Below are 14,163 nucleotides of genomic sequence, written 5' to 3'. Positions count from 1 at the left end.
TGCGGGAGGAGCATCCGGGGACGGTGCGGTACCGGTTGCTGGAGACCATCCGTCAATACGGCCGCGAACGCCTGATCGCCTCGGGCACCGAACACCTCGTCCAGCAACGCCACCGCGACTACTACCGCGACCTCGCCGCGGAGGCCCGCACCCGACTCTTCGGCCCCGACCAGGTCACCTGCTTCGACCGGCTGCGAGTCGAACACCCCAATCTGCGCGTGGCCCTGGAGTACTCCTTCAGCCGGCCGGGCGAGGCCGCCGTCGGCCTGCGGATGGCCGCCGACCTGCTCTACCACTGGATCACGAGCTACTACCTCGCCGAGGGACGAAGCTGGCTCGAACGCGGCCTGGCCGCCGAGAGCGAGCCCGACGCGGCCCGGGCCCACGCCCTGTGGGCCAACGCCTGGCTGGCCATCATCCAGGCCGAACCCGGCCCCGCCCTGAGGATGCTCGAGGAGAGCAGGAGCATCGGGGAGGATCTGCGGCTCGACTCCGTCAACGCCTACGTCGCGCTCTTCTGCGGAATGGTCTCCATGTACGAGGGCGACTCCGACGCGGCGATCGGGTACTACAAGGCGGCGGTGGCCCGGCACCGGCAGAACGGTGACCCGGTGGGCCTGTCCCTCGCGCTGATCCGGCTCTCCCTCGCCTACTCGTTCCAGGGGGACTCGGAGTCGGCGATCAGGTACGGCGAGGAGGGCCTGGCCGTCTGCGACGCGTACGGGGAGCGCTGGCACAAGGCGTACGCGATGATGGCGCTCGGCGTGGACGTCTGGCGGCAGGGCGACCTCGAACGCGCGGCGGCCCTGGAGGAGGAGAGCCTGCGGTTCAACCGGGAGCTCGACGATCTCCTGGGAGTCGGGATGAACATCGAGGTCCTGGCCTGGATCGCCGTGTCAGAGGGACGGTATCCGCGAGCGGCCCGGCTGCTCGGCGTCCTGCGGACGATCTGGCGGAAGGTCGGTGCGCCGCTGTCCGGGTACGGCCATCTGGCGCGCTACCACGACGAGTGCGTGACCCGCACGCTGGCGGCCATGGGTGAGCAGGCCTTCGCCGCGGCCCTTGACGAGGGGGCCGCGCTTCCCTTCGAGAAGGCGCTCGCCCTCGCCTTGGGCGAGCAGCAGCCGTCCGCGGCCGATTCCGACCGGTCACCGTTGACCCGCCGGGAGACGGAGATCGCCCATCTCGTCGCCGAAGGCATGAGCAACAAGGAGATCGCGGCCCGGCTGGTGATCGCCCAGCGGACCGCCGAGGGCCACGTCGAGCACATCCTGAGCAAATTGGACTTCACCTCCCGCGCCCAGATCGCGGCATGGGTCGCGGAGCACAAGCGGATCGGCGGTGGAGGACGCCCGGACGGGTGATGATCACCATGGTGCACGAGCCTCGCGTGATGAACGAATCCCACGCCGATGAGTCGGACTTCGTGGGACGCCGGCACGAGCTCGCCGAGATCAGGCGGCTGCTGGCGCGGAGTCGGCTGCTGACGCTGACCGGCGCGGGCGGCGTCGGCAAGTCGCGGCTCGCGCGGCGCGCCGCCGGGACGCTGAGCCCGGGTTATCCCGACGGGGTTCAGGTGATCGAGCTGGCCGGCCTGGAGGACGACGACCTGCTCGAGTCGACGGTGGCATCGGCTCTGGGGCTCCGGTCGGCGCAGCGTCCCATCGGCGCCGCGCTGCTGGACTACCTGGCCGAGAAACGGATGCTGCTCGTCCTGGACAACTGTGAGCACCTACTGAGCGCATGCGCCGCCCTGATCGACCGGATACTGCGGCACACGCTACGGCTGCGCGTCCTGGCGACCAGCCGGCAGACGATCGGGGTGTACGGCGAGCAGCTGCTCCGGGTGCCGTCCCTGGCGGTCCCCGCCCCCGACGAGCCGCCTCGGAAGATCGCGCGGCGGGAGGCGGTGCGGCTGTTCAGCGACCGGGCCGCCACCGTACGCCCCGGCTTCACCGTCAACGCCTCCAACGCCCCCACCATCGCCCGCATCTCCGGACGCCTCGACGGCATCCCCCTGGCCATCGAACTCGCCGCCGCCCGCCTGCGCACCACCCCCATCGACCAACTCCTCCGCGAACTCGACGACCGCTTCACCACCCTCACCGGCGGCAGCACCACCGCCCTCCCCCGCCACCAGACCCTCCGCGCCACCATGGACTGGAGCCACGACCTGTGCTCCCCCGCCGAACAACACCTCTGGGCCCGCCTCGCCACCTTCCCCGGCGGCGTCGACCTCGAGACCGCCGAAGAGATCTGCGCCGGCAACGGGATCGCACACGATGAGATCTTCGAGCTGATCGCCGGTCTGGTGGACAAGTCAGTGCTGACTCCCCAGCAGGTCGGCTCCGGCACGCGGTACCGCATGCTGGAGAGCATCCGCGCGTACGGCCGCGAGCACCTGACGCCTCCGGAGGAGGCCACGCTCCGCCACGCGTACTGCGCCCACTACCGGCGCCTGGCCGACGCGAACCGGATCGACCGCATCGCGCCCGATCAGGTGTGCCGGTACTGGCTGCTGCATACCGAGATCGCCAACCTGCGCGTCGCCCTGGACTCGTGCTTCACGTGGACGCACGACCCCGGTGCCGGGCTGGACATCGCCTCCTCGATGTGGTCGTACTGGGTGATCACCGGCACCCTCACCGAGGGTCGGCACTGGTTGGATCGCGGCCTCGCCCTGACCGCCAAGGGCGATCCGGTGCGGTTCACCGCGCTGTGGACGAACGCCCTGCTCGCCATCTACCAGGGCGACGCCGTCGGCGCCCGCACGTGGATCGCCGAGTGCCGCGCGCTCGCGAAGCAGTCGGGCGACGAGTCGTCCCTCGCCCTCGCCCAGCAGATCTCCGGGGTCGCCGCATGCTCCGCCGGTGATCCCAAGAAGGGCTACGCGCTCCTGGAAGAGGCACGGAACCGGCATCGGGCGCTCGGCGACGTCGACGGCCTCGGCCTCAACCTGTACCTCGCCTCGGTGTACTGCTCGGCCACGGCCCCGCACGAGGCGGCCGTCCTCGGCGAGGAGCTCATCACGCTGTGCAATGAGCGCAACGCCCCGCTGTTCCGGGCGTACGCGCAGTTCGGCGTGGCGATCGCGGCCTGGATCCAGGGCGACTGGCGCCACACGGAGGCGATGATGCGCCAGGTGGCCATCCCGTGGACCGTCATCAACGATCGCTGGGGGCTGGTGCAGTTCCTGGAGGTGATGGGGTGGACCGCCTGCGTGCGCGGCGACCATCTTCGCGCCGCCCGGCTGCTGGGCGCCGCCGACTCCCTGTGGCAGGCCGTGCACGCCTCCCCGATGGTGGTCCGCTACAGCGAGGAGTCGCATCGGCGCTGCGTCGAGCGTACGCGGCGGATGCTGGGCGGCCGGGCGTACGCCGACGCCTTCCGGAGCGGTGCGCGGCTGGGGCTCGACCACGCGATCGCCTTCGCGCTGGAGGATGAGCCGGCCGTCGCGGCGATGGCCTTCTGACAGGGGGTTCAGCCAGTGAGACGCCGAGACCGGCATACGGGCGATACACCGGTCTCGGCGTCTCTTCGGGGGTTCGGGGGCTCTCGACGTCGATCAGGGTCTCAGGGGGAAGCCGGGGGGAAGATCATGTCCTGATCGGTGCGAGTGATGCGTGGGCGGGTCCGGGGGCGGTAGCGTCCTGGCGAGGGGGCCCGCCTCCGACCCCCGGACCCTTGCGAGGCATCAAACGGGTATCGCTGTCGGTATTTAGCCACCTCCCTCATTTATCGGCGTTGTCGTCCTGATGCGGTCCGCTCGTCCGGAGTTCGAACCAGACGACCTTTCCGTGCTCCGTACGGGTCGTGCCCCAGCCACTGGACAGCAGAGCGACCAGATGGAGCCCGCGTCCGCCCTCCTCGCTGCCGCCGACACGGCGGAGGCGAGGGGCCGACGCGGCGTCCTCGTCATGCACTTCGAAGCGCACCGTGCCGTCCTGCACGCGTACGGCCAGGTCGATCCGACCCTCCGCGTGGCGTACGGCATTGGTGACGAGTTCGCTGACGAGGAGTTCGGCAACGTCACGCTGATCGCCGAGCCTCCAGTGCTCCAGCTGCTCGCCGGCGAGCCGGCGCGCGAGCCGCACGGAGGAGGGCGATGGCGGAAGCGGCCAGGAGACGGCGACGTCCTGGCCGCTCCCCGACTCGGCTGGGGGAACGGCGAGCTCGCCATGGCGGATGGCGGCGTCGAACGCCTGCCATGAACGTCCGGCGTCGCACCTCGGCGCCGGGCGGTCATCCCGCCACTGCTCGCTCATGAAGGGGCCGGTGAGCTCGATGATCCGATTCATGACGACCGCCTCTCGCCGGTGAGCAGCACTCCACCCTGCCTCAGGCGGAGGCCGGCGAGGCGAACCACGTCGCGAACCGGACGGTCCACGGGCGGGCGCTGGGGCTGGTGCTGACACATCGTCTCGTTACCTTCGGTCGTCGCCATTCGGAATCGGCTATGACCACGAGCATGCTCCGTCGCCCTGGCGTTGGGGACGGGGAAAACACCCGTATGGGTACGTATTCCACGTAGGTAGTCGAGACGTAGGTAGCACCGGCACGGCCCGCAAGGCCCTCACGATGGGGCCGGTGACCTGGCGAGACCGTATCAGTGGGACTCGAGCAGGGCGATCGGCGCTCCCTGGGGATCCCGGATGATCGAGAAACGGCCCCGGCCGCCCGGCACCTCCACCAGGGTCCCGGGAACCGCCGCGCCGAGGGCTTCCGCGTGGTCCCGACTCTCCTCGAGATCCCCGACCCGGACGAAGGGCAGCCACCCGAACGGGTCCTCCGGAGTGGCGGGCAGCACCTCCGCGACCCGTGTCCCGTCGGCGAGGTCGAGGACGGCCGCGTCGCCCTCGGGCGAGAGCGTCGCGGACCAGCCGATCACCTGCTCGTAGAACCGGGCCGAGGCCTCGACGTCCGGGGTACGGAGCCGGGCCCAGACGAAGGCGCCCACCTCCCGGGACGGCACCGGTTCGGTGAGCGGGCGCAGCACTGCGAAGATCGCCTTATGCGGGTCGAGAATAGGCGCGAGACGGCCGACGCCGGGGACGTCGGCGGGCTCGCCGCTGGTCACGATGCCGCCGGCCGCCGCGGCGCCCCGGGCGACGGCGTCGACGTCCGCGACCGCGACGAAGGGGGTCCAGTGGCTCGGAATGCCGGGTTTGACGTCGCTCGCCCCGCCGAGCGTGACACCCGACGCGCGGAAGATCGCGCCGGTCGGCACCGCATCGGCCGACCACCCGAGCAGCTCCCCGTAGAACCGGGCCGCTGCGGCGGGGTCGGGAACCCGCAGCTCATGCCATGCGAAACGACCGTCGTTCGCCATGTCCACTCCTCGATACGTCTACACTAAAGAGCATCTGCACCGTTGCAGATATCAACTTAAGGAAGATTCTCGATGCGGTCAATGCCCGAGGACGCTCACGAGGTCTACCGGCGGTACCTCAGCGCGGTCGTGCTGCACGGACAGGCCAGTGCGGCGGCGGTGGGTCTCGGCGCCACCGACCTGTACGCGATCAACGTCCTCCAGCTGTCCGGCCCCATGACCTCCGGTCGGCTCGCCGCCCTCACGGGGCTGACGACCGGAGCGACGACACGGCTCATCGACCGGCTCGAACGCGCCGGTCACGTACGGCGCGTCCCCGACCCCGCCGACCGCCGGAAGGTCGTGATCGAGCACGTCTCGCGGCCGATCGGACTGGACGAGGCCGTGGACCCGGCGCGGCAGAAGGTCGGCGAGATCCTCGCGGGGTACTCCCCCGATCAGCTCGCGACCCTGTTCGACTACTTCCGCCGGGCGGCGCGGGCGTACCAGGAGGCGACCGAGGAACTCCGGACCGCCGACGACAACGGCTGACCGGAGGTAGGCTCGGCAGACGTGAGCGGCGACAGGAGGTGGGCAGACGTCCGATGGACGTCCCTGTGCCGCCTGCTGCTCATGGGACTGGTCGTGGCCGGGCTGTTCGCCATGCACGGGCTGCAGGCGTCGGACGGCCCGATGGACTCCCACGGCCTGCCGCTGATGTCGATGGCGAGCGGGCCCCACGACCCCATGACGTCTCCCGAGGGGCACCTCCGGCACGACCAGGCCGCCCCCCGGGCCGCGCAACCCGCCCATGAGAGAACCGCCCCCCAGGCCGCGCAGCCCGTCCATGAGAGGGCCGGCGCCCGAGCCGCACAGCCCGCGCATGAGAGGGCCGGCGCCGGACCGCGCTCGCCCGTCTCACCGACGCCGCACCACCCCGGCGGGCGCACCTGCCTGGGTCTGCTGCTCGTCGCGTCCCTTCTGATCCTGCTGACCGTCCTCATCGGGCGGTCCGCCCTCCGGCGCTCCCCGGGCCGTCGGCGGTCCCGGCTGCGCCGCCGCCACGGCGGACGCCCGCCGCCGACGCCGTCGGTCTTCCAACTCTCCGTACTCAGGCTGTGACAGACGTCCTGGCTCTACTGAGCCACGACGTCTCTTCACCACACCCTGGTACGGAAGGTAGATATCCCGATGAAGCGCGTTTTCTCCCTGATCGTCGTCCCGGTCGCCGCGTTCACCCTCGCCGCCTGCGGCGGTGGGGACGACGACTCCGGGCACTCCATGAGCGGCCACTCGATGCCGGCTCACTCGATGGGCGCGAGCTCCGCGCCGTCGGCGTCCGGGCACAACGCCCAGGACGTGATGTTCGCGCAGATGATGATCCCGCATCACCGGCAGGCGCTCACGATGGCCAAGCAGGCCGCCGCCAAGGCGTCCTCGCCCGAGGTCAAGAAGCTCGCCGGTCAGATCGAACAGGCGCAGCAGCCGGAGATCGAGAAGATGACCGGCTGGCTGAAGACCTGGGGCGAGTCCGTGTCCTCCGGTGACATGGGCATGAACCACGGCTCCGGCATGATGTCCGAGCAGGACATGAAGAAGCTGGGAACGCTGTCCGGCAAGCCGTTCGACAAGGCGTTCCTGCAGATGATGATCCAGCATCACCAGGGCGCGGTCACCATGGCCAAGGCCGAGCAGGCCAGCGGATCGTCCGCCGACGCCAAGGCCCTCGCCTCCTCGATCGTCACCTCCCAGTCCGCGGAGATCGAGACGATGAGAAGGCTCCTCACCTCGATGTGACCCGAGAGGCGTCCGTCCGCTCCGGCGAGACCGGGGCGGACGGACCCGTCCGGTTCAGGCGCGGTTGCGGACCAGGGCGTCCCGGTCGAGGCTCACGATCGCCGTGTTGGCGACGACGATGACGGCGAACCCCAGAGCCAGGCCCGGGTGATCAAGGCCGTACAGGGCGGCGGTGGCCGCGCCGAACACCAGCAGCTTGACGAGCAGGACGGCGGGCAGCGGCAACCTCACCCGTGCCTTCGGGGCTGCGAACAGCCCCCAGACGACGGCGGCCACGGCCGGCGCCCCGATGCCCAGCACCGCCTTCAGCAGGACTCCGTCGCCGGTCCGTACGCCCCACCAGGCGAGGACGGCGAGCGCCGCGATCTCCAGGAGGAACGCCAGCGCCTCGTTGGCCAGATGCAACGGTCGGGGGATCACGCCCGCCGCCTTTCCAGGTCCGTGGCGACACCGCAGAGGCGACGCCACCGGGGCAGTTCGGTGACGAGGGTTGCGAGGGCCAGAGCCCAGACGCCGACGGCCACCGGCAGCGGCCACACCGCGAACGACGAGATCGCGGCGGCGGCCAGTTGCAGGACGACCATCGCGACCGTGACGTACCCGGGGACGGGGATGATGACGGTGGCCTTGTCCCCGGGGGTGGCGAGGATCGTCGGCAGGCCGATGAGGATGACGTCGGCGACCACGGCGAGCAGGACCGAGTGGCCCGCGAGGGCCCAGGGAGTGGCCACCCAGGCGACGATCTCAGTGGCGAACCTCAACGCGGACGCCACATCAGGGCGCTTGCGGGACGCCTCACCGTCGGCCATCGGACTCCTGTTCGTCGCTGCGGACGACAGTAGGGCACCCGATCGGGCCAGACCCAAAAGTAGGCCGAAAACGGCCAAAAAGCGCAGACGCGCCCGAACCCGGCCGGGGCTCAGCGCGCGGGACGCGTCAGACCGGCACGGCGCGCGGTCGCGGTGATCGCGGTGACGTCGGCGTCCGGCCAGCCGATCTGCTCGGCGAACCCTCGTACGGTCCCGGCGGTCACCGCCCGGCGCTCGGCGCACGTCAGGAGGCGGGCGCAGGCGGCCTGGAACGGCGCGCTCGCGCGGGGGATCCGCTCCCGCAGCCGGCTCTCCATCTCCCACGCGGTGTCCGAACGGACGGCGAACCGGCCCAGCGTGGCGGCGACGCCGTCGTCCTCGAGGTCGGAGGGGTACGGCGCCCGGAACCAGGTCCCGTCGTCGTACCAGTAGACGAAGCCGAGTTCGCCGCCCTCGAGATGGTCCTCCAACCGCTCGTACGGCAGCCAGTCGGGGGCGTCGGCGAGCACGTCGACCGGTGGTTCATGCCACTTGGTCCCGCCCGCCTGGTCCTCGCCGAACAGCACGGCCCGCCCGTCGCTCCGCCACGTCATCGCCGCCCAGGTACTGCCGAGGGTGTCCAGGTGCAACCCGTCGTCGTCCAGGCGGTAGCCCGGCCGGCCCGCTTCCGGGGTGGACAGGACGGCGGCCAGCGCCGCCCAACGCGCCCAGATCACCTCGGCGGACGGCAGGTCCTCCGGACGTCCCGGACGGCGTACGGTCATCCCGGCTCCCGTTCACGAATCGACGGCGTTCCCTGTGGCCCGAGTTGGACGCCGAACCCCGTTGATCAGTTCCCCCTGCCCGCAGCGACGAAGAGGGCCGCCGATCGGATCGACGGCCCTGTCGCACTGGCGAGTGCGCGGCTCACCCGATGTCGCTGCCGGTGACGTTGCCGCTGCCCGTGACGTTGCTGCCGGTCACGCCGCCGACGCTGCCCGGGCTGCCGGTCACGTTGCCGACGCCGCCGACACTCGTGACGTTGCGGTTGACGTTGGTGCTGCCCGCTTCACGGGGGAAGAACCGCTCTCCCCGCTCGCGGGGGACGAACCGTTCCCGCGCGAAGTCGTGTCCCCGGTGGTGAGGCCGGAAGTGCTCCCGGTGATGCGTGTAGTACCGGTGATGCCGGTGATGCCGATACGGGTAGTACCGGTGATGCCGGTGATGCCGATACGGGTAGTACCGGTGATGCCGGTGGTGACGGAAGTGCCGGTGGTGGCGCCGATGGTGGTCGGACGCGATCACCTGACCGACATTGCCCTGGGCCATCGCCACGATCTGGCTGTGGGCGGACGCCACCGTGGCGCTCTGCGACGCCGTCGCCGGCGACGCCAGCATGAGTGCGCTCGCCGTGGCGGCGGTCGCGAGGCCGGATGCGACCCAAGTTCTCCTCAACACGTTGAGCCTCCTCTTTACCAAAAGCGCATAACGGCATGAGGTGACGACCCTCTTGGGCCGCGTCGCGGGAGGCCTACATATGCGCCATTATTGCTGGATAAGCTGGAGATAACACAATAAAGCAGTAACGTAACTTTAAACCGCCCCCCTTATAGTCGGCGTCTATCTATAGGCGGCTCGACGAAACGCCGAGGGCACAGGCATGGCCTGTGCCCTCGAATCATCGTCTCGTCTCCTACGGTCGGTTACTCAATGGAGCTGCCCTCGACGTTGCCGCTGCTCTCGACGGTGCTGCCGGAGACGCCGCCCGTCGCGCCCGGGCTGCCGGTCACGTTGCCGACGCCGCCGACGCTCGTCGTCTCCGCGCCGCGGGAACGTTCCGTCCCGATCTCACTGCCCGAGACGTTGCCGCTGCCCGTGACGGTGCTGCCGGAGACGCCGCCGGTCGCGCCCGCACTGCCGGTGACGTTGCCGACACCGCCGACGCTGGTGACGCCGCGCTCACGGAGAGGCTGGCGAGGCTCTTCCATCCTGAAGCGGGGGCGCTCCTCCCTGAGGCGCGGCTCCTCCCGCATTCCGATGCGCGAGCCGCTGACGTTCCCGCTGCTCGTGATTCTGCTGCCGGTCACGCCACCCCGGGCGCGCTCGCTGCCGGTGATGTTGCCGACGCCGCCGACGCTCGTGATGTTCTCGTTGCGGTTGATGTTCGTGCCGGTCTCACTCGGGAAGCGTGGGCGCTCCATCCGGAAGCGCGGGCGCTCCTCCACAAAGCGCGGGCGCTCTTCCACGAAGCGCGGGCGCTCCCGCCGGAAGCGCGGGCGTTCCTCGACCCTGAAGCGCGGACGCTCCCGCATTCCGACGCGCGAGCGGCTGACGTTCCCGCTGCTCGTGATTCTGCTGCGGGACACGCCGCCCCGGGCGCCTGTGCTGCCGGTGACGTTGCCGACACCGCCGACGCTGGTCACACTCTCGCGACGACGACGCCCTTCGCCGTCGCTGGTGGGGATGGTGGAGACGAGGTTCCCCGCGGCGCCGGCCACAGCGCCGGCCGGGGTCGCGGTACGGCTCTGGGCGTGTACAGGCGAGGCCATGAGGAGGCCGCTCGCCACTGCGGCGGCCGCTAGGCCGCACACGGACGCTTTCCTCACCACAGTTGAGCCTCCTTTGTATCGGAATGGCATAGAGCCCTAAAACACGACAGCCCTAGATTCATTTACTAAGGGGTCGCCAATGGCCATCATCCCTCGCGAATCGACCCACAACACTACATATAGGTAATATATCCCCAAACTAGGGCCCTATAGGTTCCGCCTATCAGTGACCATCGAAGGCGGCCCGATCGGCGGAAAACACCGCCCTGACCGAGGCTCGCCGAGCACACCCACAGATTCCGTCAATAGGCAAAATCTCGCTTCAGGAGATAGAAGGTGTCGACCGTTCCTTGAGCCGGCACCCGAGCACCCGCACTCGCTCGGCGATCTCCGGCGAGGCGTCGAGGCTGAACTCGGCGCCGAGGGCAGCGATCGCGGCGACGTACTGCACGACCAGGTCTGCGGACTCCGCGCTCAGCCGGATCGCGCACCCGTCGGCACCCCGGTCCTCGACCTCCCCGGGGATCGACGCGAACACCCCGGCCCGTACGGCGTCGGCGGGCAGCCGGACGGTCATCCGCGCGGTATGGCGGTACGACGCGGCGGCGAAGACGCGGGCGAGGTAGGCGGCCGGGTCCGGCGCCGGCAGGTCGCGCGGCGCGAAACGGCGATGGGCGGGCGTGGGGTGCTCCATCCGGTCCACCCGGAAGGTCCGCCAGTCCGCCCGCTCCGGGTCGTACGCGATCAGGTACCACCGTCCCTGAAGGGTGACCAGGTGGTGCGGCTCGACGCGGCGGGCGCCGACCTGGTCGGCCCGGTTCCGGTAGTCGAAGGAGAGCATCTCGTGGTCGCGGCGGCACCCCGCGATCACTGCCAGGACGGCGGGATCGGCGCGCGGCGCGTCGGGGCGGGGGACGGCGACGGTGGCGTCGCTCAGCGCGGCCAGGCGGGGCCGCAGCCGGGCCGGCAGGACCTGCGCCAGCTTGGCCAGCGCCCGCGTGGAGCTCTCCTCGAGGCCGGCCACGCTGCCGCCCGCGGCCGTCGCCAGGCCGAGCGCCACCGCGATCGCCTCGTCGTCGTCCAGCAGCAGGGGCGGGAGGTTACGTCCCGAGATCAGCCGGTAACCGCCGGCCGTGCCGGTCGTGCTCTCCACCGGGTAGTCGAGCGCGCGCAGTCGCCCGACGTCGCGGCGCAGCGTGCGGTCCGTGACGCCGAGCCGCTCCGCGAGCTCGGCGCCGGACCACTCCCGTCTGCCCTGCAGGAGAGACAGCAGGCGCAGCAGCCGGCCGGGCAGGTCCTTGCGGGTCTCGCTCATGGATTCAGATTCCCATCCCTTCCGGACAAGATGTGTCCGGAAGGGCCTCTAACGTGAGCGCCATGAGCGAGACAGCGAGGGATCTGGACATCGACCGCCTCACCGGCCACGTGTACCTGCCGGAGGCCGACGGCTACGACGGTGAGCGTCTCGGGTTCCAGCGGCTGAACCCCCACCGGCCCACGGTGATCGTGGGGGCGGCCGGTCCGGAGGACGTGCGGGCCGCCGTCGAGTTCGCCGCCGCGCGCGGCGTGCGCGTGGCGGCGCAGGCCAGCGGGCACGGGCTGGGCCGCACGCTGGAGGACGGCGTGCTGATCAACACGCGCCGGATGTCCGGAGTCCGGGTGGACCCCGAGGCGCGTACGGCCTGGGTCGAGGCCGGGGCGACCTGGCGTCAGGTCGTCGAGGCGGCCGCCCCGTACGGGCTGGCGCCGCTGTCCGGGAGCTTCCCCGGCGTCGGGGCGATCTCGTACACCCTGGGCGGCGGCGTGGGCCTGATGGCCCGCCGCCACGGCTTCGCTGCCGACCACGTGCGCCGGTTCGAGGTGGTCACCGCCGACGCGCGGCTCCGGGAGGTCACCGCGGAGTCCGAGCCCGACCTGTTCTGGGCGCTGCGCGGCGGTGGTGGCGGCTTCGGCGTCGTCACGGGCATGGAGGTCGACCTGCTGCCGGTGGCCACGATCTTCGGCGGCGGCCTGTACTTCGACGTCGCGGAGGTGCCGGACGTCCTGGAGGCCTGGCGGCGGTGGACGGAGACGGCGCCGGAGGAGCTGACCTCGGGCGTGACCGTGCTGTCCTACCCGGACCTGCCGATGCTGCCGGAGGCGCTGCGCGGCCGGCATGTCGCGCACGTCCAGGTCGCCTACCTGGGCTCCGAGGAGGAGGGGCGGGAGCTGGCGGCGCCGCTGCGCGCCCTCGGCCCGCACCTGAAGGACACGCTGCGCGTCCTGCCCTACACCGAGTCCGGCACGGTCTTCGACGAGCCCGACCGGCCCCACGCCTACCGGTCACAGAACCGTCTGCTGCGCGCGCTCGACCCTGCCGCGCTCGCGACACTCCCGCAGACGGCGGGCCCGGCGGCCCCGGTGATGTGCGTCGTCGGGCTCCGGCACCTCGGCGGCGCGCTCGCGCGGCTGCCCCGGGTCCCGAACGCCGTCGGGCACCGGGAGGCCGCCTACCTGCTCAACATCCTGTCCCCGGTGGAGCCGGGCGAGGAGGACAAGGTGCGCGCCCTGCACGACGACATCCTCGCGCCGTTCGCCGCCGAGGCCCTCGGCCGGTCCCTCAATTTTAGCTACGGCCCGCTCGACGAGGACGAGGTGCGGGCGGGATTCGCGCCGGACACCTACCGGCGGCTCACCGAGCTCAAGGCGGCGTACGACCCGGACGGCGTGATCCAGGCCAACCACGCGGTCGGGCGGCGCTGAGAGCCTGACGGCCCGGCGAGTCCGGCCGGGCCGTCGCACGCCCTTCGTGCCGCGGATGCCGGTGCGCGCCGCCCCGGCCCGGGGTCAGCGAGTCCGTCACCTCACCGACCGGCCGCAGCGCGCATGCGTGACCGGATGCGCGGCAAGAATCGGAGAACTCGCCGCCGGCCCGATCAGCCCAGCTGGATCGAGCGTTTGGCCATGCCCAGCCAGAAGCCGTCGATGACGCTGCGCTGGGTGCCGAGCTCGGCCTCCCCGGCGCCGAGGGCGACGAACAGCGGCGCGAAGTGCTCCGTACGCGGGTGGGCGAGGCGGCCGGCCGGGGCCCGGTGCTCGAAGTCCAGCAATGCGTCGAGGTCGCCCGCGGCGAGCGTCTCCCGTCCCCAGGCGTCGAACTCCTTGGACCAGCCCGGCGCGTTCTCCGGGTCCGGGTCCATGGAGAGGGCGCGCAGGTTGTGGGTGAAGAAGCCGCTGCCGACGATCAGTACGCCCTCGTCGCGCAGCGGCGCGAGGCGGCGGCCGAGGTCGAGGAGCCGCTCCGGGTCCAGGGTCGGCATGGAGATCTGCAGGACCGGGATGTCGGCGTCGGGGTACATCTCGACCAGCGGGACGTACGCGCCGTGGTCCAGGCCGCGCTCCGGGTCCTCGTGGACCGGGCCGCCCACCAGCTTGCGCACCGTGTCCGCGAGCTCCGGTGCGCCCGGTGCGGGGTAGGTGACCTGGTAGTAGTGCTCGGGGAAGCCCCAGAAGTCGTACGTCAGCGGGACCGTGCGGGTGGCGCCGACGGCGAGCGGCGCCGACTCCCAGTGCGCCGACACGACGAGGATGGCCTTCGGGCGGGGCAGACCGGCCGACCAGGCGGCGAGCTGGCCGGGCCAGATCGCGTCGTCCGCCAGGGGCGGTGCCCCGTGGCTGAGATAGATCACCGGCATCCGTCCGGACATGGCGACCCTCCAAGTGATTGAACGCTCAACTTACC

Annotated in this window: 15 protein-coding genes; 6 read left to right on the top strand and 9 right to left on the bottom strand. The window is 71.2% G+C overall.

Features of this window, described 5'->3' with window-relative positions; translation table 11 throughout:
* The coding region (locus tag ABEA24_RS34530) for a LuxR C-terminal-related transcriptional regulator (protein ID WP_345436202.1) at nt 1–1,364 on the top strand (1,364 nt) is incomplete at its 5' end.
* A gap of 29 nt (nt 1,365–1,393) precedes the next feature.
* Nucleotides 1,394–3,472 (top strand): ATP-binding protein, encoded by a 2,079-nt coding sequence (locus tag ABEA24_RS34525; protein ID WP_345436200.1) that lies wholly within the window; start codon nt 1,394–1,396, stop codon nt 3,470–3,472.
* Between the two features lie 259 nt (nt 3,473–3,731).
* Here the strand turns inward: ABEA24_RS34525 and ABEA24_RS34520 are convergent, their stop codons facing one another.
* Nucleotides 3,732–4,298, bottom strand: a complete 567-nt coding sequence (locus ABEA24_RS34520; protein WP_345436198.1) for an ATP-binding protein — start codon at nt 4,296–4,298, stop codon at nt 3,732–3,734.
* A gap of 308 nt (nt 4,299–4,606) precedes the next feature.
* Nucleotides 4,607–5,329 (bottom strand): VOC family protein, encoded by a 723-nt coding sequence (locus ABEA24_RS34515; protein WP_345436196.1) that lies wholly within the window; start codon nt 5,327–5,329, stop codon nt 4,607–4,609.
* A gap of 72 nt (nt 5,330–5,401) precedes the next feature.
* Here ABEA24_RS34515 and ABEA24_RS34510 point away from each other — a divergent pair, with 72 nt between their 5' ends.
* The 3 genes from ABEA24_RS34510 (at nt 5,402) to ABEA24_RS34500 (ending at nt 7,105) form a co-directional block, all read left to right on the top strand.
* Nucleotides 5,402–5,860 carry a MarR family winged helix-turn-helix transcriptional regulator gene (locus ABEA24_RS34510; protein ID WP_345436194.1) on the top strand — a complete coding sequence of 153 codons (459 nt, stop codon included), beginning with the start codon at nt 5,402–5,404 and terminating at the stop codon, nt 5,858–5,860.
* 21 nt (nt 5,861–5,881) lie between these two features.
* Nucleotides 5,882–6,430, top strand: coding sequence for a hypothetical protein (locus ABEA24_RS34505; RefSeq protein ID WP_345436192.1), 549 nt, complete (start codon nt 5,882–5,884; stop codon nt 6,428–6,430).
* A gap of 69 nt (nt 6,431–6,499) precedes the next feature.
* Complete coding sequence (locus tag ABEA24_RS34500; protein WP_345436190.1) at nt 6,500–7,105, top strand: DUF305 domain-containing protein; 606 nt, start codon at nt 6,500–6,502, stop codon at nt 7,103–7,105.
* A gap of 54 nt (nt 7,106–7,159) precedes the next feature.
* Here ABEA24_RS34500 and ABEA24_RS34495 read toward each other — a convergent pair whose 3' ends face one another.
* The 6 genes from ABEA24_RS34495 to ABEA24_RS34470 all read right to left on the bottom strand — a co-directional run bounded on the left by ABEA24_RS34495 (nt 7,160) and on the right by ABEA24_RS34470 (nt 11,757).
* A complete protein-coding gene (locus ABEA24_RS34495) occupies nt 7,160–7,525 on the bottom strand; it encodes a YrdB family protein (RefSeq protein WP_345436188.1) in 366 nt (121 codons plus the stop codon).
* The gene (locus tag ABEA24_RS34490) at nt 7,522–7,914 is read right to left on the bottom strand and encodes a hypothetical protein (protein WP_345436186.1); all 393 of its coding nucleotides are present in this window, start codon (nt 7,912–7,914) and stop codon (nt 7,522–7,524) included. The genes ABEA24_RS34495 and ABEA24_RS34490 overlap by 4 nt, the downstream gene beginning before the upstream one ends.
* A gap of 110 nt (nt 7,915–8,024) precedes the next feature.
* The gene (locus tag ABEA24_RS34485; protein ID WP_345436183.1) at nt 8,025–8,678 is read right to left on the bottom strand and encodes a hypothetical protein; all 654 of its coding nucleotides are present in this window, start codon (nt 8,676–8,678) and stop codon (nt 8,025–8,027) included.
* 142 nt (nt 8,679–8,820) lie between these two features.
* Complete coding sequence (locus ABEA24_RS34480; RefSeq protein ID WP_345436181.1) at nt 8,821–9,351, bottom strand: hypothetical protein; 531 nt, start codon at nt 9,349–9,351, stop codon at nt 8,821–8,823.
* 245 nt (nt 9,352–9,596) lie between these two features.
* Nucleotides 9,597–10,499, bottom strand: a complete 903-nt coding sequence (locus tag ABEA24_RS34475) for a hypothetical protein (protein WP_345436179.1) — start codon at nt 10,497–10,499, stop codon at nt 9,597–9,599.
* Nucleotides 10,500–10,764: 265 nt separating this feature from the next.
* The gene (locus tag ABEA24_RS34470; protein ID WP_345436177.1) at nt 10,765–11,757 is read right to left on the bottom strand and encodes a helix-turn-helix transcriptional regulator; all 993 of its coding nucleotides are present in this window, start codon (nt 11,755–11,757) and stop codon (nt 10,765–10,767) included.
* Between the two features lie 62 nt (nt 11,758–11,819).
* Here ABEA24_RS34470 and ABEA24_RS34465 point away from each other — a divergent pair, with 62 nt between their 5' ends.
* Complete coding sequence (locus tag ABEA24_RS34465) at nt 11,820–13,184, top strand: FAD-binding oxidoreductase (protein ID WP_345436175.1); 1,365 nt, start codon at nt 11,820–11,822, stop codon at nt 13,182–13,184.
* A 173-nt stretch (nt 13,185–13,357) separates the two neighbouring features.
* Here the strand turns inward: ABEA24_RS34465 and ABEA24_RS34460 are convergent, their stop codons facing one another.
* Nucleotides 13,358–14,128 carry a dioxygenase family protein gene (locus tag ABEA24_RS34460; RefSeq protein WP_345436173.1) on the bottom strand — a complete coding sequence of 257 codons (771 nt, stop codon included), beginning with the start codon at nt 14,126–14,128 and terminating at the stop codon, nt 13,358–13,360.
* Nucleotides 14,129–14,163: the final 35 nt, after the last annotated feature.

Source organism: Actinoallomurus vinaceus (assembly GCF_039542055.1).
Lineage (GTDB): Bacteria > Actinomycetota > Actinomycetes > Streptosporangiales > Streptosporangiaceae > Actinoallomurus > Actinoallomurus vinaceus.
Note: the sequence above shows the minus strand (reverse complement) of the source record. Positions and strands in the feature narration are given on the sequence as shown.

Excerpts from the sequence above, each read along its gene's own strand:
- ABEA24_RS34485 (WP_345436183.1), bottom strand. The coding sequence starts at position 8,678 with ATGACCGTACGCCGTCCGGGACGTCCGGAGGACCTGCCGTCCGCCGAG.
- ABEA24_RS34500 (WP_345436190.1), top strand. The coding sequence starts at position 6,500 with ATGAAGCGCGTTTTCTCCCTGATCGTCGTCCCGGTCGCCGCGTTCACC.
- ABEA24_RS34525 (WP_345436200.1), top strand. The coding sequence starts at position 1,394 with ATGAACGAATCCCACGCCGATGAGTCGGACTTCGTGGGACGCCGGCAC.
- ABEA24_RS34510 (WP_345436194.1), top strand. The coding sequence starts at position 5,402 with ATGCGGTCAATGCCCGAGGACGCTCACGAGGTCTACCGGCGGTACCTC.
- ABEA24_RS34520 (WP_345436198.1), bottom strand. The coding sequence starts at position 4,298 with ATGAATCGGATCATCGAGCTCACCGGCCCCTTCATGAGCGAGCAGTGG.
- ABEA24_RS34470 (WP_345436177.1), bottom strand. The coding sequence starts at position 11,757 with ATGAGCGAGACCCGCAAGGACCTGCCCGGCCGGCTGCTGCGCCTGCTG.
- ABEA24_RS34515 (WP_345436196.1), bottom strand. The coding sequence starts at position 5,329 with ATGGCGAACGACGGTCGTTTCGCATGGCATGAGCTGCGGGTTCCCGAC.
- ABEA24_RS34460 (WP_345436173.1), bottom strand. The coding sequence starts at position 14,128 with ATGTCCGGACGGATGCCGGTGATCTATCTCAGCCACGGGGCACCGCCC.
- ABEA24_RS34465 (WP_345436175.1), top strand. The coding sequence starts at position 11,820 with ATGAGCGAGACAGCGAGGGATCTGGACATCGACCGCCTCACCGGCCAC.
- ABEA24_RS34490 (WP_345436186.1), bottom strand. The coding sequence starts at position 7,914 with ATGGCCGACGGTGAGGCGTCCCGCAAGCGCCCTGATGTGGCGTCCGCG.